This window comes from Pseudovibrio denitrificans JCM 12308 (assembly GCF_001310815.1).
Taxonomy (GTDB): Bacteria; Pseudomonadota; Alphaproteobacteria; order Rhizobiales; family Stappiaceae; genus Pseudovibrio; species Pseudovibrio denitrificans.
This window is the reverse complement of record NZ_BAZK01000008.1, coordinates 258,308-281,892: the sequence shown is the minus strand read 5'-3', so window position 1 is coordinate 281,892 and position 23,585 is coordinate 258,308. Positions and strand designations below refer to the sequence as shown.

Sequence of the window (23,585 nt, the reverse complement as noted above, 5' to 3'; positions counted from 1 at the left end):
CCTGACACCCTCCGGAATATTGGAGAGGTTAGCGCTATTGCGCAGGTTTCACTGCCGCTTGAAAACAACAATAATAACAGCAGATGGACGCAAACGTCCCGATCAAGATGAGTGAAGAGGCGCCGTGTGACGCAGGTTCAGCTTAAAAACCTCTCAAAAGTGTTCTCCGGAGCACCTGCGGTTGATGCCATCAATCTTGATGTGGCCTGCGGTGAGTTTCTGGTGCTGCTCGGGCCTTCCGGCTGCGGCAAAACCACGAGCCTGCGTATGGTCTGCGGGCTGGAGCAACCGACCTCCGGTTCCATCTGGTTCAATGGTCAGGATGTGACTAATCTGCCTGTCCAGAAACGAAAAGTTGGCCTTGTTTCCCAGCGCTTTGGCCTGTTCCCGCATATGACGGTGGAGCAGAACGTGGCGTTTGGGCTGTCCGTGCGCGGTATGCCTGCTGAGGAGCAGATGCGGCAAGTGGGTGAGATGCTGGAGATTGTCCGCCTCTCAGCCTTTGCCAAGCGGTTTCCTTCTCAGCTGTCTGGTGGACAGATGCAGCGTGTGGCGATTGCCAGAACGCTGGTGACTAAGCCAGAAGTGCTGTTGCTGGATGAGCCTATGGCGAGTCTAGATACGCTTTTACGCAGTGAAATGCGCCAGTTCATCCGCGACCTGCATGATGAGTATGGCATGACAACGCTGCTCGTTACTCACGACCAGATCGAAGCCATGGATCTGGCGGACCGGATTGCGGTGATGTTTGATGGCAAGGTTGCGCAGCTTGCAGCACCCGATGAGATTTATCAGCGCCCTGCAAATGAGCAGACCGCCCGTTTTATGGGGCATTCCAACATCTTTGTATGCACGCGCACCTCGGAGCAACATATCGATAGCCCGTATGGTCCGCTCAGTCTGGGTGAAGCATCAGCCACGGTGCAATGAAGCCCTCCAAGGCTATGTTGCGGTTTGAGAGTATTCAGATTGGAGAGTGCCGCGAAGCACCGCAGAACAATGCGTTTTCCGGCACAATCACACGAGCAGAATTTCTTGGCGCGATGATGCGCTACACGCTTCAGGTGGGAGAGGGATCTCTGACTGTTGAAGAAGCATCTACAATCAAAAGAAAAACAGGCGATGCGGTCACTGTGACACTACCGCCAGAACAAATTTGGCTGCTGCAATAAGCGGCTGAAGAACCGGTTGGGGGCAATTTATGCAAAGAACAAAATCACTCACCAGACAGATGCTTCTTGCAAGCACGCTCGCTATTGTCAGCTGGAGCGGCGTTGCACAGGCAGAGAACGCGCCGGGCATGTTCCGCAGTGAGTTCCTGAAAGGTAATCTGGCTGGGAAGATGTGACCGCCAAAGCCCGTGAGGAAGGCACCGTCAACTTCTATTACTGGGGTGGCTCTGACATCATCAACCTATGGGTGGATCAGGTCGCAACACCTGCACTGGCCGCAGAAGGTGTGCGCGTCAACCCGGTTCGCATCACAGCCACCAAAGACACCGTGGACGTGGTGATCGCTGAACTGGCCGCTGGTCGCGGTGAGGAGCAGGGCAGCGTGGATTTGGTCTGGGTCAACGGCGAGAACTTTTACTCTCTGAAGCAACAAAACGCACTTTGGGGGGCTTTCGCCAACCGCCTGCCAAACTCCGTAAACTTTGAGTGGGATGAGAACGATCCGCGTTCCCTCCTCAACCTGCGTGACTTTGGTGTAGAGACCGGTTTTCAGGAAATGCCATGGTCTGGTGAGCAGTATGTGTGCTCGGTCAACCGCGCCCATGTTTCGGCAGAAAATACGCCAGCGACCTTTGCGCAGCTGAAGACCTATCTGGAAGCCAACCCGGGCAAGTTCACCTATGTGAAGCCACCGCATTACCTCGGTAACACCTTTGTGCAGTCCGTTCTTTATGCGCATAACCCAGATGGTACCGGCGCTGAGCCGTACCAGAAAAACTTCGAAGAGCTGGGCGGCGCAGAACTGGCACGCCTGATGGAACCGGGCATTGAGTATCTGAAGAGCATCGAACCGCTGTTGCTTGGTGGTGCCTCTGGCAAGCCGCGCTACCCGGAAAACTCTGGTGAACTGGACAATCTGTTCCTCAATTCTGAGGTTCACTTCAATTGTAAGTTCGGTGTGTTCGGCAACCATAACGGCCTGATCACCGGTGCCTATCCGGAGCAGGCGGAAGAGATGATCTTCCCGGCTGGCAATATGATCAAGAACAAGAACTACCTTGCCGTACCGCTCAACAGTCCGCATCCGGCAGCAGCGCTCGTCGCGATCAACTACTTCTCTTCAGCAGAAGCTCAGGCTTCCAAACTGAAGACAGCAGGTATGCCGGTTGGTCTGGATCTGTGGCGTTTGAGCGACGAAGAGTCTGCTGAAATCGAAGCTTCCGCACCACCTCACTACGGCGTCACTCAGCAGCAGCTGGACGACAACATCGCACCAGACACCAATGCGAGCCTTGTTGATGTGATCGAAGCCACCTGGTTGGCCGTGATTGAGCGCAAGGAAGATAAGCCACTGGCCGACATCGTGGCACAGGTTTCTGGCGAACTGAACAACTGATAGTCTTGCGGGTGACGGGTTGCTGCCATCCGCTCCTTTACGAAACGATTGATGATGCCCAAGGCGCTTTCAGCTCACTCCAACATCTCTGCCTCTCCTGCATTCATGCAGAACCTGCGGGACATTGCAGAAATCACACCACTGCTCGTGGTTTTGCTGGGGCTGTTTGGAGGCGCCGTGGTGCTGGGCGTTCTGCAAAGCTTTGGCTATGCGCCGTGGTTTGGCATCAACGAGTTTCCAACCACTGAGTATTATGAACGCCTCTGGCTTTCCTCTGACTTCTGGGTGTCTCTCGGACTGACGCTGTACTACGGTTTCGCCGCAACCCTGATTGGTCTTGTGCTCTCTGTTCCGCTGAGCATTGCTCTTTCCAAAAAGTTCAAAGCGTCCCGTCTGTTCGGAGCTCTCATTCGCCTGCCATTGATGGTGCCTTATACGGTTGGCATCGCGCTGGCGTTGGTGATGTTGGGCAATGGCGGCCTGCTCTCCCGTATTTCCGCCGGGCTTGGCCTGATTGACGATCCTTCGCAGTTTGTACAGATCCTCAAGACCCATTGGGGGTGCGGGATTATCGCCGTTTATGTCTGGAAGCAAGTGCCATTCATGACGCTGACCCTCTCTGCTGTTTTAGCCCGCAAAGGGGAAGATACGGTAGAGGCCGCCATGGTGCTGGGAGCAAGTTCCAGGCAGATTTTCTGGCGCGTCACGCTTCCACAGATTATGCCGGGCATTGTCTCCGCCTCTCTCATCTGCTTCGCCTTCAACATCGGCGCTTTTGAAGCTCCGTTTATTCTGGGCGGTGGCTATCCGGATACGCTGCCGGTTCTGGCGTGGCGATACTTTCAGGATGCAAACTACGCCTTCCAGCTGCAAGGCATGGCTGTTGTTGTGTCTCTGGCCTTGGTTTCCGGTGTCTTCCTCGGTGCTTACTTGCTGGGCTACCGCAGATGGGAACGTGCACGGGGGCGTGTGTGATGATTGGTCAGACCTCCAAACTCTGCGATCTTAAGGCGATCAGTCCGTGGCAGCGTTTGCTTGTGCTGGCCATGGCGACTTTCACCATCGCTCCATTTGCTCCGTTGATCATCCAATCACTGGCCTTCCGTTGGGCGTGGCCCAACATTCTGCCAACAGTGTGGTGGCATGAGCAGCGTGAACGCTCGCCGTTTCCGTTGGCATGGGATTATGTGTTTTCGCCGAGCTCCCGCGTTGGGGAGGCAACCCTCAACACGCTCGGCATCGGAATTGCAGTCACGCTGCTGTGCCTGCTCATCTGTCTGCCCGCTGCACGCGTGCTGGCGCAGCGCAACTTCCGTGGCAAAAACCAACTGGAGTTTTTGATCGCTCTGCCGCTTCTTTTGCCAGAAGCTGCCATTGGCATCGCCCTGCTGATGATCTTCATCGCACTGGGTCTTGCTGGTACGTATGCGGGCGTGATTGTGGTCCATCTGATCCCAACCATTCCCTACATGGTGCGCATGCTGACGGCTGTTTATCAGGGCCATGGAACGGAGGCTGAAGACCATGCCCGTGTTCTTGGCGCCAATCGCAGGCAGATCTTCTTCCGTGTGACGCTGCCCATGATCCTGCCAGGTGTCATCGCAGGTTGTCTGTTCACCTTCCTGGTCTCAACCAACTTGTTTTTGCTGACGTTCTTCATCGGACAGGGCCAGATCATCACCCTGCCAACGCTGCTGTTTGCCAAAATTTCTGGTGGAGCACTGGACGCAACTGGCGCAGGCATCGCCCTGATCGCCTCCATCCCCGGCATCATCCTGCTGATCTTCACAGACCGCTTTATCCGCAACTATCCGCTTGCGGAATGAGATCAGTCAAAGTACTTTTCACAATCTTGCCACTCAAGAAAAGGCAGACTTTTCATTGGAGATAAGTTGATTAGCTTTATCCCAGTGGACTTAAGAGCTCGGTTGTAAATAAGAAATGCATCACACATGCGGTCTTTCCGCACTTTTGACATTGAGCTAGACCACTCAATTTCCCTAGCATTGCCCTCATAAAAGTGGCTCTTTTGGTCTGAGAAGCTCAGATCAATTCCCAAAAGTGCGATTTCTGTAAATCCCATCGCTACGGCTAGCTGCACAGCGAAGATTGCTACTGTATGGGCATGATATAGTGGTTTTGTGATGTCTGTTTGCAAGTAACCATCATAAGCGGTTGGAAACTGAAAGTAGCTAAACCTAAAAAGATTTTCGAGATCTAATCCGGTATTGATATTTGAGCTTAAGAAAATCTGATTAAAATCAGAGGCATTAATTTCAGTGCCATAATCTTTGTACGCTGCCGCATCACCTATTACAACTGACGAACTATTCGAGTAGATATTCTTGTTAAGCGTAAATGCTCTATTTAGGAAGAATGTATGATTGCTTCTAATTTTATGTATTGGCACTTCGCTCATACTTGGCGATGAACCAACGATGAGACATTTTTCATTTTTGTGGCTATCTTGCAATTTTGAAATGTCGCCAGGATTAGATTCTACACTTCCAATTTCTTTATGAGTAAGCTGAAATAAGAAGTTCCAAAGTAATTTCTGTTCGTACGCTCCAATTGAATCGTTGATAAGTCTACGACGATAACTATTGCAGCCATACTTACGAAAAAGTTTTGTTAGCATTTTTAGTACTTCTTCATGAGTTATATTTTGATTTGCGTGCTAACTGAAAATGAACTACCGGATTACAACCACTTTTCCGCAATTCGGTGCGCGCATTGCAACCGTTCGAAGTTCAACTCAACAATTTCACGGCCTTTACGACCCATAGTAGCCCACAACTCCGGATTTGATGTCAACATCTGCATTCGGTCAGCCATAGCATCAACATCATTTTCTTCCACTAATAACCCATTGTGACCATCTACGACGACTTCCGGAATTCCGCTATGGCGAGTAGAGATGATTGGCAGGCCAATGGCAGCAGCCTCTGTGAGTGAGACGGGTAAACCTTCCATGTCACCTGTTGAGGTTGTGACGCTGTGTTGCACTAGAATATGTGCTTTTAGCATCTCGTTTTTGACGCGAGCGTGATCGCAAAAGCCTAATAATTCTACATGATTTTCTAAAGATAACTGAAAAACTAGGTCTTTGGCTTTTTCAAATAATGGGCCATTTCCGCACATGGTAAGTTTTACTTTAGCTGATGCTGGGAGTTGTCTTCTCAAACGTGAGAATGCGGTAATCAGGAGTAGTGGTGCCTTTTTCTCAACAAAGCGGCCGACAAATAAAAACTTTGTTGTTTTACCATTCCATCTGGACTTAGGATTTGAATACTTCCATTTGGCTAAATCGATACCATTGTGTTCTACATAAACCTCATCTGGCAAAGCGCCTAATTTTATAATTTCTTTTCTCATGAAGTTGGAGGGAGCGAAGATAACGCTTGCTTGTTGCCATAGCTTGTTATAGCCCACTTTCCATTTGATTGATTTTTGAGGCAACTCAGTTACATCAAAAGCATGCATGAAAACCGATAGTTTTATCCCCATTTCGCTAGCTACAGGGCCTACTAATGTCCCAAGTGGGCCAAACTCAGCATGAACAACATCAGGTCTCGCTTCTAATAGTATTTCACGAACTTGTTCTCGAAGGAAACTGCCGTACTTGTTGCAATCTTCTTGATTGGTGCTGGGCGCAATTTTGCTTATAATATTCCGTAGCGTATGACTTACCTTCCGAATACCTTTAGGGCGGCGTAATACGAATAAATCTGAGTAGTCTCGATTGGGAGTATTGGTGTGTTTCGTTGCTATGACTAGTACTTCATGCCCGAGTTCTCTTAATGCCATTACTCTTTCATAAACAAAAGTTTCAGAGAGAGCTCCAAGATTGCCGCAAGCCACTACAATTTTCATCGTACCACCTTAATTTTCTCGGGCTCTTATACATGTATTATACTGAACATCAAATGGGTGAGTTTGATATATGCATTGCTAAGAGTTTTACTTTATGAATTAGTCTGTTTTGTTCTAACTGTGTGCCTAGATCAGGCTACCGCAACTATCCGCTTGCGGAGTAATACCCTGAAAAATTAGGGACTTTAAAAACAGAAGTCTGTCTTGTTCAACACACCTAAAGGGAGCGCCGTTGGTTAGAGTCCGGCCATCGGAAGAACTTTAGGCATTAGATATGACAGACATTTCAGTTGGCGGTGTTTCTACACACCATGCCCCACTTGAAGTGAATGCACCGGCAGCTCAACAGGCGGCAGAGCTGGACGGTCATACAGTTTCAAAATCACTTGGAACGCGGATTAGTGAGGGCTGGAATAATTTCACCAGCAAAATATCCGGATTTTTTGATAGTGTTTCCAGCAAGTACAACGATTGGAAACAAGCTCGGGCTGATGCGGTTGTTGAGCGACAGCAGGATGCAGCAAAGGGCGCTGCTTCTGAAATTTTAGGCAGCTTGAAAGACGGTAGGTTGGTGGAGGCCTATCAGAGCTTTACGCAGCTGCACAGCGTGGCTGAAAACCTGCAGCCAGAAAACCCACGTGCGTTCGTTTCTGAAAAACTGCAGGAAGCCGCCTCTCAGCTTTCAACGCAAGACCGTGAAGCAATCCGCCTTCACGACTTCAAAGAGGATGGCGAACGCCTTGTTCGTGACCATTCTGCGCATGCAGTGCGTTCGCTGCATATATCAGAAGGACTGGTGAAATCAGGCCTGATGTCCGTCAGTGACCTCAGTGCGGAAATCAACTTTATCGAAGACGTCAAAAGCGAAATTCCTACTGCCTTGAAGCTGGTTAAGAATGAGCTGAAAGGTCAGGCGCTTGCGGACGTTCGAAGCGTCTCACAAGGGCTTTTCCCAGTTGCCGATGATGGCACGGTGAACACAACGCGCAATGATGTCCAGATTTTCCGGGGTGATCACAACGAGACACCCGGAGAAGTGCTCAAGCATACTGGCGAGAACTATTTGACAAAAGGTAGTTTTGAGAATGTTGGTGGCGTGGACGTTTCCACTAAGGCGGTGGCTGATTGGCCGCGTTCAAACATCAACTTTGTGGATGGTGACCGCACTCACAATACGACCAATACCGGTGGGCCGGATGAGGCACCTGCAAAGGTCGCTGAATCTGTTGCGTTTGCTCGAGAGTTTACCGGCTCTGATGAGGCCACAAAGGTTCTTTCCAGTGTCGTGCACCAATACGGTTGGCGAGACCTGTCCTCCAAGATGGTGAATGATGATGGTCAGGTTGTCCGCCTTACATTAGCACCTAAAGAGTATGCCTTTGCGAATGTGCACGGTTCTGATGGTGTGAGGCAGGTTGATAACCCTGGCAAACAGGTTGGTGGCGCGGAGTATACGGTCACCAAGACGGAAAGTGGTGACTTCAAAGTTGCGATTGATTGGGAGCTGCTTGCCGTCGGGATCAAGGATGAAAACGGGAACACCGTTTTGTTTGACCCGCGCAATCCAATCCATGCTGCGAACACTGATGAAGAGAAAGCAAGCGGTATTTCGAGTACGCTCTCAATTCAATTGGACGGTGAAATTCTCATTTCTGGTGAAGCAGCCGCGCGCGGTGAACTCGAGCTTCTGGACAGCTCGTTTGAGCATACCTTCACCGGGAAGCTAACTCTTTAAACTGACGACAACATGAGAGGAAAAGCAGTGCAGACTGCTTGGGCACCCTCTCGTGTAATTCAACACCCGGCGTCTTTTGTAACCTCGTAAGAGGCTCAAAAGCGCTGGGTTTTGCGCCATTTGCGAGCAGGAGACGCAAATGGCCTTTCAAAACAAAAGGGGCATCATATGGAACTGGTTGAAACCGTAATCCGGCAATTTGGCGAGACGATCGGGTTGTCTGACCTGAAACTGGACAGTGAAAACATCTGCTCATTGACCGTTGATGGTGAGATCGAGGTATTTTTTCAGGTTCTGGATTTCAAAACAAACGTCATCCGGTTGAACAGCAAACTGGCGAACCTGAACAGCGTGCCGAAGTCGCTCTACCAGCACTTGCTGGAGGCAAACTACAACGGCATTGGAACAGGCGCGGCAGCGCTTTCCATCAACCTGCGCAGCTCCGAAGTGCTGCTGACACAGGCTATTCAGGCAGACAAGCTTTCAGCTGAAGAGTTTGCTGACACAGTGAAGCTGTTTGTGAAGTACACCAGCTTCTGGGTGCAGGAATTGGTGGAGTTGGCCAAGTTCCCGTCAGATGATCCGGTCTCCATGCCGGAGATGCCGGTCGATAACCTGAGTTCTCAGATGCAATACCTGATGCCTTAAACAGCCAGTGCGAGACTTCGGATTTGCTTAAGATCTGAGGTCTCGCAAATCGGGTGGGTTTTGGCTGCGTGTCGCTCAATAGTTCTCCCAGTGAACCACTGGAGGGAACTATGGAACTACATGGACAGACTATTATCGTAACAGGTGCAAGCAGCGGCATCGGTGCTGCTGCTGTCGAACTCTTCGCCTCAGAAGGCGCCAATGTTGTATTGGGTGCCAGACGCGAAGCTGAGCTTGCCAAACTGGCGGGCGGTATTACCGAGCAGGGCGGCTCGGCGACCTATCTTGCCGGAGATGTCACGGATGAGGCGTATGCTGCCGCGCTGGTCGAACACGCTCTCAATACCTATGGCAGGCTGCACGGCGCTTTCAACAATGCGGGGATCATTGGAGACATGGAGCCTGTGCCGGAGATGGATACGGACAATTGGAACGGCGTGCTGCGCACCAACCTGACCAGCGCCTTCTATGCAGCTAAGGCTCAGATCCCTGTGCTCAAAAACGCCAGTCAGAGCGCAATTGTTTTCACCTCATCCTTCGTTGGTCACACCAACAGCGGCATGCCGGGCATGGGAGCGTATGCCGCCAGCAAGGCAGGATTGGTTGGGCTGGTGAAGTCGCTCGCGGCTGATCATGGGCCAGATGGCGTCCGGGTGAATGCTCTGCTGCCGGGTGGTACGAAAACAGCCATGGCAGGCGATGACCCCGAGGGACACGCCTTCATCTCCAACCTTCATCCACTCAAACGCATGGCAAACCCAAAAGAGATCGCGCAGGCCGCTCTGTTCTTGCTGTCAGATCGCGCAAGTTTTGTAACGGGCAGCGCAATGACTGCAGATGGCGGGGTGTCTATCCGTCTGGTTTAAATCTTGAGACCATTAATAGGGGAGGCATTGCCTCCCCTTACTTTTTCAGGAGCTGGTGTCCCCGAAGTTGAAGCCCTGCTTCCGCGATACGCTTCTCCCATGCTTTGCGGGTGCCAATGCCAGCAGGCTTTTCAAACAGGCCAGCCTCTTCAGCAGCCTTCGTTAGAGCGGCGTACATCGGGATGTTGGGGTCGCTCTCCGGCAGCAGCAGTTCTTTACGATGCAGGATGGGAGGATTATCGCGCTGGGAATAGTCGATGGCCTTGCTGGTTTGGGTGGCAAGATCGAAGGTGATTGAATGCAGCAGGGCTGGGAAGCCGGAGCGCTCAAAATCTTCGTAGTGCAGCAAGGAGACCTTGTCCTTCGCAATCTTGCAAAGGTTCCACGGTGTATTCGGATGTTTTGCAGTAACCTGAGCAAGTCGGTCAGCGTCTTCTGAAGCGAGCAGATTGACGCCGGAGCGATGCAGGTAGAGCCAGCCACCAACCCGGCGGCCAATTTTTGTCTTTTGAGCCATGGCTCTTATCTACCTGAAACCATCCGGGTGTGCAGTTCAAATCCGGGTGTTCGTATCAGGAATAACGAAAACGCACCGCCCTGAGGAGGTAGGCGGTGCGCTTGCTGGTTAAGCCTGAAGCAGCTTAACAGCTTCGTCCGTTGTCCAGACGGCGTTTGCGATGAAGCGGAAGTTAGTCAGAGCGGCCAGATAGCCATCACCATCCGGAATAACTGCCGCTGCTGTGCCATCACTCACCACAGCAACCTCAAAGCCTTGCTCGATCAGTTCACGCATGTGGCTCTCGGTGCAAAGGTTTGCGGACATGCCCGCCAGGATCACCTGATCCACGCCCTGCTTGCGCAACTGAAGGGAAAGGTCGTTGGTATCGTTGCCGTAAACCTTGTGCGGGGAGGTAACGATGGTTTTGCCGTCGTTGATGTAAGGCTTGTACACGTCCAGCCAGTCTGCGCCGGAACCTTCAAAGCCATCCACGTTGAGTGCGCCTTTACGATCGAACATACCGATGTTGTGCATCAGCTTTTCCAGTGCGCCTTCAAACTTCCAGCCGTGATCAGTTGGGTAGTAGTAGTGAGGAGAAACAGCCACGGTGATGTCCGCTGCCTTTGCAGCTTTGAACAGACGCTCGATGTTGTTTACGGTGTTGTTGCGGGTCACGCTCTCGCCCACAACGCCCCAGGTCACGCCATCAGGGGAAAGGAAGTCGTTCTGTGGGTCAGTCACCACAAGTGCAGCGCGGCTCAGGTCCAGCTTCATGTCGCTTGGAGGCAGAACAGACTTTGCTGGTGGTGCGTATGGGTCTTTCACCTTGTCCTGTGCTTTGGCGTGCGCGACACCTGCAACTGCTGCACCACCAACAGCTGCAGCGGCGGTCAGGCCACCGCGCAGAGCATCACGGCGGCTGAGTGTTTTCTTGTGATCATGGTCGTTACACATCGTCTGTTCCTTCTCATGTTTGATGATGAGAAGATGGGTGATGCCATGTGCCTTATGGTCCAAAATTGGTACCTTTTCGTCCTGATATGTATCATTCCATCGCTTGGGCGGTTATAGATGACTGCATGGATATGCATTTTATTCTCGATGAAATGGAGATACAGGCCCACCCGTTTGCCTTATGCGAGCTGAACGGTGCCTGTGACCTCGATCTGGACAAAGACCCGTTGGCGACCCTGCATTATGTGCTGGCCGGGGAAGGGGAGCTGGTGCTTCCGGGACGCCCCGCGATCCCCGTGCGCAAAGGCTCGTTGATCCTTGTGCCTGCGCTCAAAAAGCATGTGCTGCGCAGTTTTGGTCGGGTTCAGGATCCGATCCCCAGCTGCAATCCTGACAAGCTGAAAATGGCGCACCTGATCCATAATAGTGAGAGCCAGGACAAAGGCCAGCTCATCGCTATCTGCTCCCGCATTTCGCTCAGTCTGCGGCAAATGGAAAACCTGATTGATCTGGTCCAAGAGCCGATTGTTGAGTATCAGGCCGGCGAAGATGCCTGTGAAGCCCCGATCCGCCGACTGCTTCTGGAACTTGCCAACCCGGCGCCGGGTAGCCTTGCCATGGTACGCGCACTCCTGATGCAATGCATGATCGAATTGATGCGCCGCCGTTTCAATGATCAGCACGGTGGGCTGGAATGGATGGCCGCGCTGCGTGATCCACGTATGTGGCCGGTGCTTCGCCATATCCTTGACACGCCGGGTGAGCCCCACTCCGTGGAAAGCCTCGCGTCCCTTGCAGGCATGAGCCGCAGCGGCTTTGCCAAACGCTTTCAGGAAGCTTATGGCAGTGGCCCCATGGAGCTGCTGCGAGATGTCCGCATGCGCCGTGCAGCCACCATGCTGCTAGAGACAGATCACCCTATCGAGCGCGTCTCCCACCTCATCGGTTTTCGCAGCCGAAGCGCTTTCTCCCGTGCCTTCGAAGCCGCCATCGGTATCTCACCGCAGAAGTTCCGGATGCAACGGAAAAACTAATTGCAGCAGATGCTTAAAGGCCTATCATCGCCGGAAGTTTATTTGTTTGTTTGGTGATTGAAGATGTTGGAAATTGTGAGTGTCGCGAGTTTTACCGCGTGGGAAGCGTTGGCTCGTTTTTCAGAGCTTGGTGCACGTGACCTTATTATTTTTACGTTTCCAACCATGCTTATTGCGTTGCGCTTGCTTAAGCCAAAAGAATTTCTCGCTGTCAGTGTAGTGCAGATACTGGGTATTGTTGTTGTACAAGGCTCTTTGAATGAAGTTGAGGCAATTTCGAGTCTTGATGCTCCATGGGTACAGGCAGGGAAATTTCTACAATTAGGATTGCCGTTTACATTGGTATGTTTAGCTCTTGTTTGCCTGCTCAAGCCTTCGATTTCTACACTGGCAAAGAATTTCGAAGTCCGAAGCGCAGTTGCTGCTTTTGCTTTGATGTTTGCAGGCTGCAGCCCTTTTTACTGGGTGTGGGTTTGGTCAAATTTAGGTGCCGCAGATTATTACAAGACGCAGGTTACATATTGGACGGCTTTTTCGTCACTAACCGTTATGATGCTTGCGGCTTATCTACTGATACCGGCGATTGTTGGTTTGATTACGGAGCGATGGAACAAGTCATTTTTGCGTGTGCCAGTCTTTCTGTTCGCAATGGTACCATGGGTGATGGAAGTCAGAAATTTCTACACTAGTGCGATGATGGTGTTGACTTGACCACGCTAAACAGCATTCAAATATAAACCGTTGGCGTTACCACGTTCGTCAGCCCCGCTGACTGCAGTTCTGCTGCGATGCGTTCTACATCTGGCTCTTTCATAGTGGGCCAGGTGAGGGCTTCGCCTTTGACGCCGTGGTGTTGGTAGGCGTTGAGGCGCAAAGGCAGGTCGGTGCTCAGGGTTTCGACGAAACTGCTGAGTTCTTTTATCTCTTCAGGGCTATCCGTGCGATCTGGAATAAGCAGATAGCGCAGTTCATGCAGCTTACCGGCCTCAAAGAGTAGCTTGGCTGAGGCCAGCACGCGTTCGTTTTGGCGCGTGGTGAGCAGGCTGTGCAGGGTGTTATTGAAGGCTTTGATGTCCAGCATTACGCCATCAGTAACAGGCAGAACTGTCTTCCATGCAGCTTCAGGCAGATAGCCGTTGCTGTCGATGAAGCAGGTGAGATCCTTTAGCTTCTCATCGGACTTGATAGCCGTGAACAGAGCGATGATGAACTTCAGCTGCGTGGTGGCCTCACCGCCGGAAATGGTGATGCCATTCAGGAACGGTTTGTTCTGGTAAAGCAGTGCCAGAACATCATCAACGCTGTACTGGGTCACCTTAGGGTTGGCGTTGATGGGGCAGATGTCTAGACACCTATCGCACTGGTCGCAGATGCTTGGGTCGTGCACCACCTTGCCTTGCACGATGGTCAGAGCGCCGGTTGGGCATTCTGGTACGCAGTCACCGCAGTCGTTGCACAGCTTCATGGTGTGCGGGTTGTGGCAAGTTGGGCAGGCGAAGTTGCAGCCTTGCAGAAACAGGACAAGCCGGTTGCCCGGCCCATCCACGCAAGAGAACTTTAGTACCTTACTGACTGTAGCGAGGGGCAAGTTCATGGCTCATCACCCGCGGTGCGCGCTCCAGTATTTTACCCTTATCAGCTGCTTCTGCGCCCAGCACGGTTGTGTTGATGCGTGACTCGCCACATTCTTTGAACTTTGCGATGTCTGACAAGCGCACCATGTAACCGGTGATACGCACCAGATCATTGTTGGAGACGTTGGCAGAAAACTCACGGAAGCCCAGTTGGAATGCACCTTTGACCAGCTGCTCCAACGCTGCTGGATTGTTCTCGATGGTCTCGTCCAGTGTCAGGATTTCTGAGACACCGGATGGATAGAATGCATGGTGTTCTGCCAGTGCCTGCACGTGGGAGACTGGATCTGGCTCGCTGCCATAAGGAATACGAACACCCGGTGTACAGCCGTCATCATCGCTGAGGCCTGCTTGCGAATGCAGCATAGCCTTGCCTTGCCAACAATTTTCCATTGGGCGTGCTTCAACAGCTTCGAAAAGCACTTTGGAGATGCGGTGTCCAAGCTGGTTGGCTGTCTCATCGTGACCGTATTTGCCGGAACGGCCTTCCTTGGCCTGCAGCTCCTCCACGCACTGTGCCATGCAAAGATGCCGTACATGGCGGTGAAGCGGTCTTTACGGATCCAGCCTTCCTTCACGAGGAAGCTTTCAAAGAAACCAGATTTGTTGAAGAGGTGATCAATCCGCGCTTCTGTCAGGCGGAAGTTGAGGTCAATATATTTCGGCAGAACATTTTCGAAGAAGTCTGCCGTGTCTTTGGAGCGACGCGCCACTTCTCGAAGATTGATACGGGTGAGTGTGGACGCACCACCGCACAGTGGCAACACGTTGTAGCAGCTGGCAACACCGTAGCCGTATTCGTCAAACAGCGGTTGATGCAGCGGGTTATTGGCGATGTGCGGTTTGGAGCATTCAATAATGCTTTTGCAAGCCTGAGAGAAGATTTCGTCAGAGCTGACGTCCGGATCCCAGATGAAGGTCAGGTTCGGAGCGATCTGCTTCAGCTCGGCATCAATGCGCATGATGGTGCGGGCAACGCGGTTATCCGTTGGCCCTACATTGGCATGCATGAAAGCGTCCGGCAGGACACGGTCCAGATAGCGCCAGAACAGCTTCAGCTTCTTATAAAGGTCTTCATCACTGACATCATCACAATATGGCAGCAGCAGATTGTCGAGGCGGCCAATAAACACCGGCATGTTGGTGACGGATGGCACGTGATGATAGGCGATCATGAGGGAGTTGATGGCCTCATCCAGCGTGGTGGCTGGTTCCAGCTCCAGGAAGGTGCTGCCTTTTTCAAGAACAACGGAATAGTCGGGCATCACATAGCGCGGTTTGAAAGGCGCATGCCCCTCGTACATGTCGCAGATAACGCGCTCTTCCAATGCCTTGGCGGTTTCCTCATCAAGCTCAGGATAAGGCAGAGAGTTTTCTGCCTCCAGCGAGAGATAACGCGCCTTTTGCGTAAAGGAGAGGCCTGGGTTTTCCGTAATACCCTTAAACCGTTTGAGAAGCTCCGACATGGGTTCGTTCCTTTTTGCTCTTTGGAACAAATCTTAAACCCGTGTGACAGGCGAGGAATTGAACTACCGCAATTTCCGATTGGAAAAGAATGATGGTGCACAGGGTGGGTTGGTAGGCATCAGAGAGTGAACCTGCAATTGCTCGAAATTAAACGCTGTTTAACTTTCACAACTGTAAATTGCATAGATATAATTGCAGGTATTCATAATATGGCTCGGTTTCTGATTATTTTAGCTTCATTTCTGCTGCTTGCTGGTTGTGTTACAACCAAAACACCGGAAGAACGCGGAGCTTATCGCATCAATAAAGTCAAAGTTATTGTTCCCAATGGAGAACATAGCGCTTTGGTGGCAAAGCAGTTAAAGCGAAAGTTTAATCAGGTTGCTCGTGAGAGTGCAAAGTGGGTGCCTGCTGGAACTCCGGCGCAAAACATGACCATAGTTCTAACGAAGGTGAGATACTCTACAGTATTCGGCTTTAAAGGATCAGCAAGGGGCCGAATAAAGGGCTATGTATTCCTTGGCCAGAAAGCTCAGGGTATTGTTTACCGGTTTGAGGTTTCAGGAGACCCCGGCAAAGGTACGATGGAGTCATTATCTATTGGCTTCAATAAGTACTACTCACCTGAGTGGGTCTTTAACCGACTGATCGAGCGATTGGCTTACACCTACAAAAAGAACGTTTATCTGGTCAATGACAGTTCATACTTTGACAAGATCGCAGATGCGCCCACTCCTGTGAGGCGAAGCCCATCAGCGGGAGTTCCTTCTAGAACGAAATCTCACAAGCAGGGCATAACTCCACCGCCTCTTGTGTTGATTGGTGGGTAATGCCTTAAATACGAGAAAACCCGGCCTCATCGAAGCCGGGTTTTGCGTTTTTTCGTTCTGACTACGCGATCTACGCTTTTTCAGAGGCTGGTTTTGGGTCCAGGTCGCTGGCATCGTGGCGTTCTGGGACTTGTTGATCCTCATCACCCCAGGTGCGGTTGACGCGTTTGCCGCGTTTAACGGCAGGGCGCTCAGCGATTTCTTCTGCCCAACGCTTTACGTTCTTGTACTCGTCAACGGAGAGGAACTCAGCAGCGCTGTAGAGTGAGCCGAGCACCAGTGCGCCGTACCACGGGAAGATCGCCATATCTGCGATGGAGTACTCGTCGCCAGCCATGAAGCGGCGTTCTGCCAGATTGCGGTCCAACACGTCCAGCTGACGCTTGGCTTCCATAGCAAAGCGGTTGATTGGGTACTCGAACTTTTCTGGCGCGTAAGCGTAGAAGTGGCCGAAACCACCGCCCAGATATGGGGCAGAGCCCATCTGCCAGAACAGCCAGTTCATGGCTTCTGTGCGGGCTGTCGGATCTTTTGGCAGGAAGGCGCCGAACTTTTCTGCCAGATACAACAGGATGGAACCGGACTCGAACACTCGGGTTGGTGTTTCGGTGCTGTGGTCTACCAGTGCCGGGATTTTGGAGTTCGGGTTTGCGCCAACAAAGCCGCTGGAGAACTGATCGCCTTCGCCAATGTTGATCAGCCAGGCATCGTATTCTGCGTCGCTAAAGCCAGCTGCCAGAAGCTCTTCCAGCATGATGGTGACTTTCACGCCGTTTGGCGTTGCCAGCGAGTAAAGCTGTAGCGGATGCTTGCCAACCTGCAGATCTTTGTCATGGGTTGGGCCAGCGATTGGGCGGTTGATGTTTGCGAACTGGCCGCCGTTTTTCTGTTCCCACTTCCAAACCTTTGGTGGGGTATACTCTTGCTTATCACTCATGAAATTGTGGCTCCGTATTGATTATTAGCAAATGGGAACGGACAGCTTTGCGGCTGTCTTTTTCATCTCAACAGATGGGTGAGTCCTTAACAAAATCAAGTGTGCCATCAAAAACAAGGTCTTGGCTGACACGCCTTGCTGCATAGTCCATCTTGAAAGTTCCCAACACGCCAGATTAAAAATTGCTTTTTTCAAAGCAGCTGCCGGAATATTGTTCGCCGCTGACAATACGCTCAGAGATTCCTTTTTTCATTGCTGGATTGATCAAATGACTGTGATACCGACCCTCGAAACCGAAAGATTGCGCCTTCGTCCGATGACGATTGAGGATTGGCCGCAGTATGAGCAGCTGATGCAGTCGGACCGTTCGCAATTTATGGGCGGTCCAACGCCAAGGCATGTGACCTGGGGCATCTTCAGTCATGATATCGCGCATTGGGTCTTGTTTGGACACGGTGCTTTGATGGTGGATGACAAGACAACAGGCAAAACCGTTGGTCAGATCGGGCTCAATCATGGACCGTTATTTCCCGAACATGAGTTGGCTGGTTCCTTTATGATGGCTTTGAAGGGCACGGCTATGCCTTGGAAGCAGCTCAGCGGATGCGCAAATGGGCCTTTGAAGAGCTTGGCCTGAAAACTCTGGTCAGCTACATCGACCCAAAAAACGAGCGTTCGCGCAAATTGGCAGAACGTATGGGCGCTGTTATTGACCCAGACGCAGAACGTCATGATCCTGTCGATCTGGTCTATCGTCATCCTGCTTTGTAGGGCTTTGAGACAAGAGATTTCGTTTTTTCTGGAGCACCACGTCACATCTGAAGGCGCTGTCTCGTCGAACCAGTGAACGCAACAAAACAATCACTGGAGATGACGATGAACGTTCACACCACCATCAATCACTATGAGAGCGGTGCGCAGATTATGGCAGCCCTTCAGGGCGTGGAAGAGGTTATTGCTGCAACAGGTTTTGACGAAAAGCTGCATCACCTCATTCTGCTGCGCGCCTCTCAGATTAACGGCTGCGGGTTCTGCGTGAAGATGCACACTCGCGATGCGCGCAAGGCGGGCGAAACCAATCACCGTCTGGATCATCTCATTATCTGGCGTCATAGTGATGATTTTTCTGAAAAAGAGAAGCTGGCGTTTGAATGGACCGAAGCTCTGACAGAACTTAACAAAGAAGATCAGCTTCCACGTCTTCGCCAGGAGCTGAAAAAGCATTACAGTGATCAGGAAATTTCCACGATGACGGCCATGGTTGGCATGATCAACCTTTGGAACCGGATTGCAATATCGAACCATTGATCATGACATCAGATAAATCACTTTGTGCATTTGAAAAGGCCAGACCCATGCTGATGGGGCTGGCTTATCGCCTGTTGGGCTCCACGGCAGAAGCCGAAGACGTGGTGCAGGAAACCTACCTCAGCTGGTCGTCCGCCAGTCATGATGACATCTCCAACGCAGAGGCATGGCTCACCACCGTTTGCACGCGCAAGGCCCTAGATCAACTCAAAACAGCGCGTAAAAAACGCGAAAATTACGTTGGTATGTGGCTGCCGGAGCCTTTGCACACCACTACGCAGGACACCCCTGAGGATCGGGTAGAACTCTCAGAGAGCCTCACCATGGCGTTCCTGCTGGTGATGGAACGGCTCGCCCCGAAAGAGCGCGCTGCCTTTCTTCTGCATGAGGTGTTCTCCTCCAGCTATGAGGAAGTTGCTGAGATCCTAGAAGTGACCCCATCCAGTTGCCGTAAGCTGGTTTCGCGAGCCAAAGCGAACATCCAGCAGAAATCCCGGCGGTTTGTTGCGCCTGCCGAAAAACAGCGCGAGATGGTTCATGCATTCCAATCCGCGCTGGAAACAGGCGAGACCTCTCAGCTTTCTCAATTGCTGGCTGCTGATGTAGCTCTCCTGTCTGATGGTGGTGGCAAGGTCAATGCCATTCCAAAACCACTTGTGGGGCTGGAGCAGGTGCTTGGCTTTATCGACAAGGCCATCTCGCCAGCGGCAAGCAGCGGAAGAGCCTGGGTGGAAGAACTCAATGCTTGTTTGTCTCTGGTGACAGTCGATGGCGGCGGCATCGTCACAACCTTCACGTTTGGCTATGATGAGGAGATGAAGGTCAACGCCATCTACGCGCAGCGCAATCCGGATAAGTTGTCTGCGGTTCAGTGAGGCAAGGGCAGGTCACCCAAAGCCTGCCTTGCATTCATTGCGAGAACCTTCCAAACTGGCCGCTGATGTTTGGGAGGGGAACTCATGTCAGTTGAGATGATATTTGCGCTTGTGATTGCAACAGCTGCTCTGGTGGCCATTCCGGGCCCTAATGTTGCGCTCATTGCTGCCAATACCATCAGCCATGGGTTCCGCTTCGGCGCTGTGACTGTTCTTGGAACAACCCTTGGTGTTGCCATCCAACTCAGCATTGTCGTGCTTGGGTTTACAGCTCTTTTGACGTTCGTGGCAGACGCCTTCTTGTGGGTGAAATGGGCTGGTGCGGCTTATCTGATCTATCTTGGCATCAAGTCATGGCGTGAACGGGCAGATATGCTGGAGAACGCGGAAGCCAGCGCAACACCTTTGCGCAGTCTCTTCTGGCAGGGCATGTTGCTTGCTATGATCAACCCAAAGACGCTTGTCTTCAGTGCAGCCTTCCTGCCCCAGTTCGTCAGCGACCAGAGCGCAACCTACGCTTTGGCTCAGCCTGCACTGCTCTATCTGCTTGTTATCCTTGGCGGAGACCTGTGTTGGGCCGCTCTCGCCCGCTCAGCAACGCCGCTCTTCAAAAGCATAGGCCACCTGCGCCACAAGCTCACCGGCACGCTCTTCATCGGGTCTGGCATCGGCCTCGCGTTGGCACGGATTGAGCGGTGAGGCTAGGCCTTTCTGCCAACGGGGATAATCTCGCGCGATAACGGATGATAGGGCTCACCAGTCCATTCTCCCAGCCAGTCTGTGACCTGCAAACCCGCGTCCGCCATCAACTGCGCCAGTTTTTTCTGTGAGGTGTATTTGAGCTGGGAAGGCGCGCTGAAAATCTCTCCTGTCTCTAGTGACTTGTAAGCATTGATGAAGCTGAGGATCTGTTCTGCCTCATCATACTCCGAGATGTTCCAGCTCTCGATAGGCCCAAGTTTTGAATGCATGGACTGAGACAGGGTTTCTTCTTTGCTACGGGTCTTCCTGCCCGGAAAGTCCGGATTGCGGGTGTCAAAGACAAACTGACCTGTTGGGTTCAAGTGCTTTGCAATGCACGAGAGTGCTGCGCGCTGGTCTTCTTCTGTCAGCAAAAACTGAAAGGAATGCCCCGTCAGGCAAATGAGATCAAAGGTCTCGCTGAGATCAAACGAGCGGGCATCACCTTCTACCATGTCACCTGCTCTCCGCCGGGACGGGTGCGAGCGATATCCAGCATTGCTCCAGCTGGATCGAGCCCAACAACGCGGCGCTCCTTTATCAGTTGAACGGTGAACTCTCCAGTGCCACAGCCCAGATCAAGGACTGACTGGGCGTTGCGAGCAAGTGATTTACAGAACATATGGTCCTGTCGGTCGCGGGGTGTCAGATCATAAAACTGCGCGACAGCAGGGTCTGTGAAGATGTTGCGCGTATTCATTCTTAAAACAGCTTTCTCAGAGAATGCCAACAGCATAGGCGCAGATCCGCACCAAGACAAATGGGGGGTAGAGCAGACCCTATCTCGACGGAGTGCCAACTGTTCAGGGCAGCAGGATCGCATTACTCTTATTCGGATGAATCAGTTCCAGCGTGCGACCTTGGCCCACCGCTTGGCTCGCGATAGCAGAGAAAGGCACTTACATGGCGAACCCGCTTTATGATCGTTTGTTCGGCATCCATGCATCCAAAACCAAGCCTTTCCTGTATTTGCCTGATGGAGAAACCATCTCCTACGCGCAGTTCCTTGCAATGACAGCGCAGCTTGCCCATGCGCTCGTCAAGCACGGGTTGCAGCCGGGAGATCGTGTGGCCATGCAAACGGAAAAGACATCACAAGCGCTGGCGCTTTATGCCGCTTGCGTTCAGGCTGGGCTGATCTTCCTGCCCTTAAACATTGCCTACACCGTCGAAGAACTTTCCTACTTCCTCGATAACAGCGGTGCATCTGTCGTTGTCTGTGATGGGGCCAAAGCTGAGAAACTACAGGTGCTTGCTGATGAGCTAGGTGTCGTCCTGCGTACGCTCAACGCAGATGGCACCGGCACGTTGATGGATGAAGCCAACAACCAGCCGACCATATTTGAAACAGTGGACCGAGATCTTCAGGACCTCGCCGCCTTCCTCTACACCTCAGGCACCACGGGTCGTTCCAAAGGGGCCATGCTGACGCAAGATAACTTGCTTTCCAACGCAGATACTCTTGTTGAGTACTGGCGCTTTTCTGAGGAAGATGTACTGCTGCATGCGCTACCGATCTTCCATACACACGGCCTGTTTGTCGCGACCAATGTGATCTTGGCCGTAGGCGGTTCCATGATCTTCTTGCCCAAGTTCAATCTGGATAAGATCATCGAAAAGCTGCCGGATGCGACCTCCATGATGGGTGTGCCAACGTTCTATACCCGATTGCTCGCAGATGAACGCTTCACCAAAGACCTGACAAGCCACATGCGGCTGTTCACCTCCGGTAGTGCGCCTTTGTTGGCGGAAACCCATCGCCAGTTTGAAGACCGCACCAATCACGGCATTCTAGAACGCTACGGTATGACAGAAACCAACATGAGCACCTCCAATCCCTATGATGGGGAACGGCGGGCAGGCACTGTCGGGTTTCCTCTGCCGGGTGTGGAGTTGAAGATCAGTGATCCCGAAAGCGGCACTGAGCTGGAGCAAGGCGCTATCGGGGTCATCGAAGTGCGCGGAAGAAACGTCTTCAAAGGCTACTGGCAGATGCCGGAGAAAACCGCCGCAGAACTGCGGGAGGATGGCTTCTTCATCACCGGTGACATGGGCAAGGTGGATGAGGATGGCTACGTCCACATTGTTGGCCGCAACAAAGACCTCATCATCTCAGGCGGTTACAACATCTACCCGAAAGAAATCGAACTCCTGCTGGATGAGCAACCCGGTGTTTTAGAAAGCGCCGTGATCGGCGTGCCCCACGCAGACTTCGGCGAAGCCCCATTGGGCATTCTCGTCGCCGAAAAAGGCCAGACACCAGATCTGGACGCGATCATGACAACCGTCAAAGACCGCCTCGCTCGCTTCAAACACCCCCAAAAGCTGCTAGTGGTAAACGAACTCCCTCGCAACACCATGGGCAAAGTCCAAAAAAAACGTTCTGCGAGAGCGATTTAGCGAGCCAGTGTAGTCGGAGAGCGGCGTGTTTTATCGCCGCTCAACACTGTTCAACTGCGGTTCAAAGAGCCTCAAGGAAACTCACTAGATCTTCGATCTCGGTCCTGTTCAGTTTCAATGGCTGCAACAGATTGGAGTGCGTGGGAAACAGCGGATCAGCTGCTTCTTTCTTGGTGCGCGGCCGCTCGCGACCGCCGCCGAAGTTATAGAGCAACACGACTTTGCGCAGTGAAGATATGACACCATTGTGCATGTAAGGTGCGCTGTTACGGATATGGCGCAGGCTAGGTGTTGCGAAGGCACCAACATCTTTCGGATCATTGGTAACTTGATAACGCCCTAAATCCTCCAGTGGCTTACCGAAGTAAGTCAGGCCAAGATTGTGGAACTTGCCATCTGTCAGAGCTGGACCATTGTGGCAGTTCATACAGCGGGCTTTGGTACGAAACAGATGTAGGCCGCGGATCTGGCTGTCACTCAAAACGCTGTGGCGACCTTCCATAAACAGATCCAGCCGTGTTTTCCGCTCCAGCCCGCGTTCAAAAGAGGCAAGCGCGACTGCCAGAAGATCCGCTGAGATTTGGTTAGCTGCAAAAGCATCAAAGAACATCTCGGGATAGACATCATGGGTGCTCAGACGCTCAAGGACTTTATCAAGCTCAGCTGCCATCTCAATCGGGTTTTCGATTGGCCCGAGTGCCTGTTCCTCCAGTGTTGCAGCGCGGCCATCCCAAAAGAGGGAAGGGCGATGCACGGCAGTTATCACCGCCGGTGCGTTTCGGTTGCCCCTTTGGCGATCATGACCGAACGAGGTTTTGACGCCATCTGCCCACCCAAGTTCCCTGTTGTGACAACTCTGACAGGAAATCTGCCCGCTCTTGGAAAGGATCGGATCATCAAACAGCTTTGCGCCAAGAGCAGCAATCAGATGCTCCTTCGAGCCTTTTTCAGGCCTTTTAGGCAGTTGAAGCGGAGCCATCTCGCTCCACTCAACACCTTCATCGATAGTTGGTGCAGGCCATTCCGACACCGGCTTTTGATAGATGGCACGAAGCGGCTCACCTGCAGAAGTTTGCGCGAAAACAGCACCAGCCGTAGGCAACAGGAGCACCGCCGCAGAAACCGCAACAGCCACCCTGGAAACAGTGATCTTCTTAAGCATGTTACTTTGCTTGTATTGTCATGAAAAAGAAAAGGGCCAGCTCCCCGGCCCAAA

The 23,585-nt window shown here is 52.1% G+C and carries 24 protein-coding genes and 3 pseudogenes; 17 read left to right on the top strand and 10 right to left on the bottom strand.

Annotated elements, in window-relative coordinates; translation table 11 throughout:
- Window positions 1–126: 126 nt before the first annotated feature.
- Genes JCM12308_RS12820 through JCM12308_RS12805 form a run of 6 tightly spaced genes read left to right on the top strand, consistent with a single transcriptional unit; the run spans window position 127 to window position 4,394 of the window.
- Entirely contained in the window at window positions 127–930 is an 804-nt protein-coding gene (locus tag JCM12308_RS12820) for an ABC transporter ATP-binding protein (RefSeq protein WP_208978532.1), read from the top strand.
- Complete coding sequence (locus JCM12308_RS29850) at window positions 927–1,172, top strand: TOBE domain-containing protein (RefSeq protein WP_208978531.1); 246 nt, start codon at window positions 927–929, stop codon at window positions 1,170–1,172. The genes JCM12308_RS12820 and JCM12308_RS29850 overlap by 4 nt, the downstream gene beginning before the upstream one ends.
- Window positions 1,173–1,201: 29 nt before the next feature.
- Entirely contained in the window at window positions 1,202–1,348 is a 147-nt protein-coding gene (locus tag JCM12308_RS29845; RefSeq protein WP_208978530.1) for a hypothetical protein, read from the top strand.
- Complete coding sequence (locus JCM12308_RS12815) at window positions 1,345–2,568, top strand: ABC transporter substrate-binding protein (RefSeq protein WP_208978529.1); 1,224 nt, start codon at window positions 1,345–1,347, stop codon at window positions 2,566–2,568. Before JCM12308_RS29845 ends, JCM12308_RS12815 begins: the two co-directional genes overlap by 4 nt.
- Before the next feature lie 54 nt (window positions 2,569–2,622).
- Window positions 2,623–3,543, top strand: coding sequence for an ABC transporter permease (locus JCM12308_RS12810; protein WP_208978528.1), 921 nt, complete (start codon window positions 2,623–2,625; stop codon window positions 3,541–3,543).
- Window positions 3,543–4,394 (top strand): ABC transporter permease, encoded by an 852-nt coding sequence (locus tag JCM12308_RS12805; protein ID WP_054783985.1) that lies wholly within the window; start codon window positions 3,543–3,545, stop codon window positions 4,392–4,394. The genes JCM12308_RS12810 and JCM12308_RS12805 overlap by 1 nt, the downstream gene beginning before the upstream one ends.
- Before the next feature lie 2 nt (window positions 4,395–4,396).
- Here JCM12308_RS12805 and JCM12308_RS12800 read toward each other — a convergent pair whose 3' ends face one another.
- The gene (locus JCM12308_RS12800) at window positions 4,397–5,206 is read right to left on the bottom strand and encodes a 6-hydroxymethylpterin diphosphokinase MptE-like protein (RefSeq protein ID WP_054783984.1); all 810 of its coding nucleotides are present in this window, start codon (window positions 5,204–5,206) and stop codon (window positions 4,397–4,399) included.
- Window positions 5,207–5,268: 62 nt separating this feature from the next.
- Window positions 5,269–6,441, bottom strand: coding sequence for a glycosyltransferase (locus tag JCM12308_RS12795; RefSeq protein WP_083417228.1), 1,173 nt, complete (start codon window positions 6,439–6,441; stop codon window positions 5,269–5,271).
- 274 nt (window positions 6,442–6,715) lie between these two features.
- Between JCM12308_RS12795 and JCM12308_RS12790 the strand changes: the two genes are divergently transcribed.
- The 3 genes from JCM12308_RS12790 to JCM12308_RS12780 all read left to right on the top strand — a co-directional run bounded on the left by JCM12308_RS12790 (window position 6,716) and on the right by JCM12308_RS12780 (window position 9,690).
- Window positions 6,716–8,176, top strand: coding sequence for a hypothetical protein (locus tag JCM12308_RS12790; protein WP_054783982.1), 1,461 nt, complete (start codon window positions 6,716–6,718; stop codon window positions 8,174–8,176).
- A gap of 168 nt (window positions 8,177–8,344) precedes the next feature.
- Window positions 8,345–8,824, top strand: coding sequence for a type III secretion system chaperone (locus JCM12308_RS12785; RefSeq protein ID WP_008550984.1), 480 nt, complete (start codon window positions 8,345–8,347; stop codon window positions 8,822–8,824).
- Between the two features lie 110 nt (window positions 8,825–8,934).
- A complete protein-coding gene (locus JCM12308_RS12780) occupies window positions 8,935–9,690 on the top strand; it encodes an SDR family oxidoreductase (RefSeq protein WP_054783980.1) in 756 nt (251 codons plus the stop codon).
- A 37-nt stretch (window positions 9,691–9,727) separates the two neighbouring features.
- Here the strand turns inward: JCM12308_RS12780 and JCM12308_RS12775 are convergent, their stop codons facing one another.
- Together JCM12308_RS12775 and JCM12308_RS12770 are read right to left on the bottom strand one after the other, a co-directional pair.
- Complete coding sequence (locus JCM12308_RS12775; RefSeq protein ID WP_054783979.1) at window positions 9,728–10,207, bottom strand: class I SAM-dependent methyltransferase; 480 nt, start codon at window positions 10,205–10,207, stop codon at window positions 9,728–9,730.
- Between the two features lie 108 nt (window positions 10,208–10,315).
- Window positions 10,316–11,206, bottom strand: a complete 891-nt coding sequence (locus tag JCM12308_RS12770; RefSeq protein ID WP_244271893.1) for a cysteine hydrolase family protein — start codon at window positions 11,204–11,206, stop codon at window positions 10,316–10,318.
- A gap of 62 nt (window positions 11,207–11,268) precedes the next feature.
- Here JCM12308_RS12770 and JCM12308_RS12765 point away from each other — a divergent pair, with 62 nt between their 5' ends.
- Window positions 11,269–12,177 (top strand): helix-turn-helix domain-containing protein, encoded by a 909-nt coding sequence (locus tag JCM12308_RS12765; RefSeq protein WP_208609157.1) that lies wholly within the window; start codon window positions 11,269–11,271, stop codon window positions 12,175–12,177.
- 63 nt (window positions 12,178–12,240) lie between these two features.
- Complete coding sequence (locus JCM12308_RS12760; protein ID WP_054783978.1) at window positions 12,241–12,888, top strand: hypothetical protein; 648 nt, start codon at window positions 12,241–12,243, stop codon at window positions 12,886–12,888.
- A 16-nt stretch (window positions 12,889–12,904) separates the two neighbouring features.
- Here the strand turns inward: JCM12308_RS12760 and JCM12308_RS12755 are convergent, their stop codons facing one another.
- Window positions 12,905–13,771, bottom strand: coding sequence for a YjjW family glycine radical enzyme activase (locus JCM12308_RS12755; protein WP_054783977.1), 867 nt, complete (start codon window positions 13,769–13,771; stop codon window positions 12,905–12,907).
- Window positions 13,743–15,277: pseudogene (locus JCM12308_RS12750) on the bottom strand (YjjI family glycine radical enzyme). The gene JCM12308_RS12755 and the pseudogene JCM12308_RS12750 overlap by 29 nt, the downstream one beginning before the upstream one ends.
- 126 nt (window positions 15,278–15,403) lie before the next feature.
- Between JCM12308_RS12750 and JCM12308_RS12745 the strand changes: the two are divergent.
- A complete protein-coding gene (locus JCM12308_RS12745; RefSeq protein ID WP_208609158.1) occupies window positions 15,404–16,108 on the top strand; it encodes a hypothetical protein in 705 nt (234 codons plus the stop codon).
- A 70-nt stretch (window positions 16,109–16,178) separates the two neighbouring features.
- Here JCM12308_RS12745 and yghU read toward each other — a convergent pair whose 3' ends face one another.
- Window positions 16,179–17,045: a glutathione-dependent disulfide-bond oxidoreductase gene (yghU, locus tag JCM12308_RS12740; RefSeq protein ID WP_054783975.1), complete on the bottom strand. Its 867-nt coding sequence runs from the start codon at window positions 17,043–17,045 to the stop codon at window positions 16,179–16,181.
- Window positions 17,046–17,361: 316 nt separating this feature from the next.
- On the opposite strand from yghU, the pseudogene JCM12308_RS12735 reads away from it, so the two are divergent.
- The 4 genes and pseudogenes from JCM12308_RS12735 (at window position 17,362) to JCM12308_RS12720 (ending at window position 19,927) form a co-directional block, all read left to right on the top strand.
- Window positions 17,362–17,816 (top strand): annotated as a pseudogene (locus JCM12308_RS12735) (GNAT family N-acetyltransferase).
- A gap of 105 nt (window positions 17,817–17,921) precedes the next feature.
- Window positions 17,922–18,353, top strand: a complete 432-nt coding sequence (locus JCM12308_RS12730) for a carboxymuconolactone decarboxylase family protein (RefSeq protein ID WP_041769213.1) — start codon at window positions 17,922–17,924, stop codon at window positions 18,351–18,353.
- A gap of 2 nt (window positions 18,354–18,355) precedes the next feature.
- Entirely contained in the window at window positions 18,356–19,228 is an 873-nt protein-coding gene (gene sigJ / locus JCM12308_RS12725; RefSeq protein ID WP_054783974.1) for an RNA polymerase sigma factor SigJ, read from the top strand.
- A gap of 84 nt (window positions 19,229–19,312) precedes the next feature.
- A complete protein-coding gene (locus JCM12308_RS12720) occupies window positions 19,313–19,927 on the top strand; it encodes a LysE family translocator (RefSeq protein WP_054783973.1) in 615 nt (204 codons plus the stop codon).
- A 2-nt stretch (window positions 19,928–19,929) separates the two neighbouring features.
- Here the strand turns inward: JCM12308_RS12720 and JCM12308_RS12715 are convergent, their stop codons facing one another.
- Together JCM12308_RS12715 and JCM12308_RS31540 are read right to left on the bottom strand one after the other, a co-directional pair.
- Window positions 19,930–20,424: a class I SAM-dependent methyltransferase gene (locus JCM12308_RS12715; protein ID WP_244271892.1), complete on the bottom strand. Its 495-nt coding sequence runs from the start codon at window positions 20,422–20,424 to the stop codon at window positions 19,930–19,932.
- Window positions 20,418–20,705, bottom strand: a complete 288-nt coding sequence (locus JCM12308_RS31540; protein WP_244271891.1) for a class I SAM-dependent methyltransferase — start codon at window positions 20,703–20,705, stop codon at window positions 20,418–20,420. Before JCM12308_RS31540 ends, JCM12308_RS12715 begins: the two co-directional genes overlap by 7 nt.
- Window positions 20,706–20,872: 167 nt before the next feature.
- Here JCM12308_RS31540 and JCM12308_RS12710 point away from each other — a divergent pair.
- A pseudogene (locus JCM12308_RS12710) lies at window positions 20,873–22,382 on the top strand (malonate--CoA ligase).
- A gap of 48 nt (window positions 22,383–22,430) precedes the next feature.
- Here JCM12308_RS12710 and JCM12308_RS12705 read toward each other — a convergent pair.
- A complete protein-coding gene (locus tag JCM12308_RS12705; protein ID WP_054783971.1) occupies window positions 22,431–23,531 on the bottom strand; it encodes a cytochrome-c peroxidase in 1,101 nt (366 codons plus the stop codon).
- Window positions 23,532–23,585: the final 54 nt, after the last annotated feature.

Excerpts from the sequence above, each read along its gene's own strand:
- JCM12308_RS12760 (WP_054783978.1), top strand. The coding sequence starts at position 12,241 with ATGTTGGAAATTGTGAGTGTCGCGAGTTTTACCGCGTGGGAAGCGTTG.
- JCM12308_RS12810 (WP_208978528.1), top strand. The coding sequence starts at position 2,623 with ATGCCCAAGGCGCTTTCAGCTCACTCCAACATCTCTGCCTCTCCTGCA.
- JCM12308_RS29850 (WP_208978531.1), top strand. The coding sequence starts at position 927 with ATGAAGCCCTCCAAGGCTATGTTGCGGTTTGAGAGTATTCAGATTGGA.
- JCM12308_RS12720 (WP_054783973.1), top strand. The coding sequence starts at position 19,313 with ATGTCAGTTGAGATGATATTTGCGCTTGTGATTGCAACAGCTGCTCTG.
- yghU (WP_054783975.1), bottom strand. The coding sequence starts at position 17,045 with ATGAGTGATAAGCAAGAGTATACCCCACCAAAGGTTTGGAAGTGGGAA.
- JCM12308_RS12775 (WP_054783979.1), bottom strand. The coding sequence starts at position 10,207 with ATGGCTCAAAAGACAAAAATTGGCCGCCGGGTTGGTGGCTGGCTCTAC.
- JCM12308_RS12795 (WP_083417228.1), bottom strand. The coding sequence starts at position 6,441 with ATGAAAATTGTAGTGGCTTGCGGCAATCTTGGAGCTCTCTCTGAAACT.
- JCM12308_RS12800 (WP_054783984.1), bottom strand. The coding sequence starts at position 5,206 with ATGCTAACAAAACTTTTTCGTAAGTATGGCTGCAATAGTTATCGTCGT.
- sigJ (WP_054783974.1), top strand. The coding sequence starts at position 18,356 with ATGACATCAGATAAATCACTTTGTGCATTTGAAAAGGCCAGACCCATG.
- JCM12308_RS12780 (WP_054783980.1), top strand. The coding sequence starts at position 8,935 with ATGGAACTACATGGACAGACTATTATCGTAACAGGTGCAAGCAGCGGC.
- JCM12308_RS12765 (WP_208609157.1), top strand. The coding sequence starts at position 11,269 with ATGGATATGCATTTTATTCTCGATGAAATGGAGATACAGGCCCACCCG.
- JCM12308_RS31540 (WP_244271891.1), bottom strand. The coding sequence starts at position 20,705 with ATGCTGTTGGCATTCTCTGAGAAAGCTGTTTTAAGAATGAATACGCGC.
- JCM12308_RS12790 (WP_054783982.1), top strand. The coding sequence starts at position 6,716 with ATGACAGACATTTCAGTTGGCGGTGTTTCTACACACCATGCCCCACTT.
- JCM12308_RS12805 (WP_054783985.1), top strand. The coding sequence starts at position 3,543 with ATGATTGGTCAGACCTCCAAACTCTGCGATCTTAAGGCGATCAGTCCG.
- JCM12308_RS12715 (WP_244271892.1), bottom strand. The coding sequence starts at position 20,424 with ATGGTAGAAGGTGATGCCCGCTCGTTTGATCTCAGCGAGACCTTTGAT.
- JCM12308_RS12705 (WP_054783971.1), bottom strand. The coding sequence starts at position 23,531 with ATGCTTAAGAAGATCACTGTTTCCAGGGTGGCTGTTGCGGTTTCTGCG.
- JCM12308_RS29845 (WP_208978530.1), top strand. The coding sequence starts at position 1,202 with ATGCAAAGAACAAAATCACTCACCAGACAGATGCTTCTTGCAAGCACG.
- JCM12308_RS12785 (WP_008550984.1), top strand. The coding sequence starts at position 8,345 with ATGGAACTGGTTGAAACCGTAATCCGGCAATTTGGCGAGACGATCGGG.
- JCM12308_RS12755 (WP_054783977.1), bottom strand. The coding sequence starts at position 13,771 with ATGAACTTGCCCCTCGCTACAGTCAGTAAGGTACTAAAGTTCTCTTGC.
- JCM12308_RS12730 (WP_041769213.1), top strand. The coding sequence starts at position 17,922 with ATGAACGTTCACACCACCATCAATCACTATGAGAGCGGTGCGCAGATT.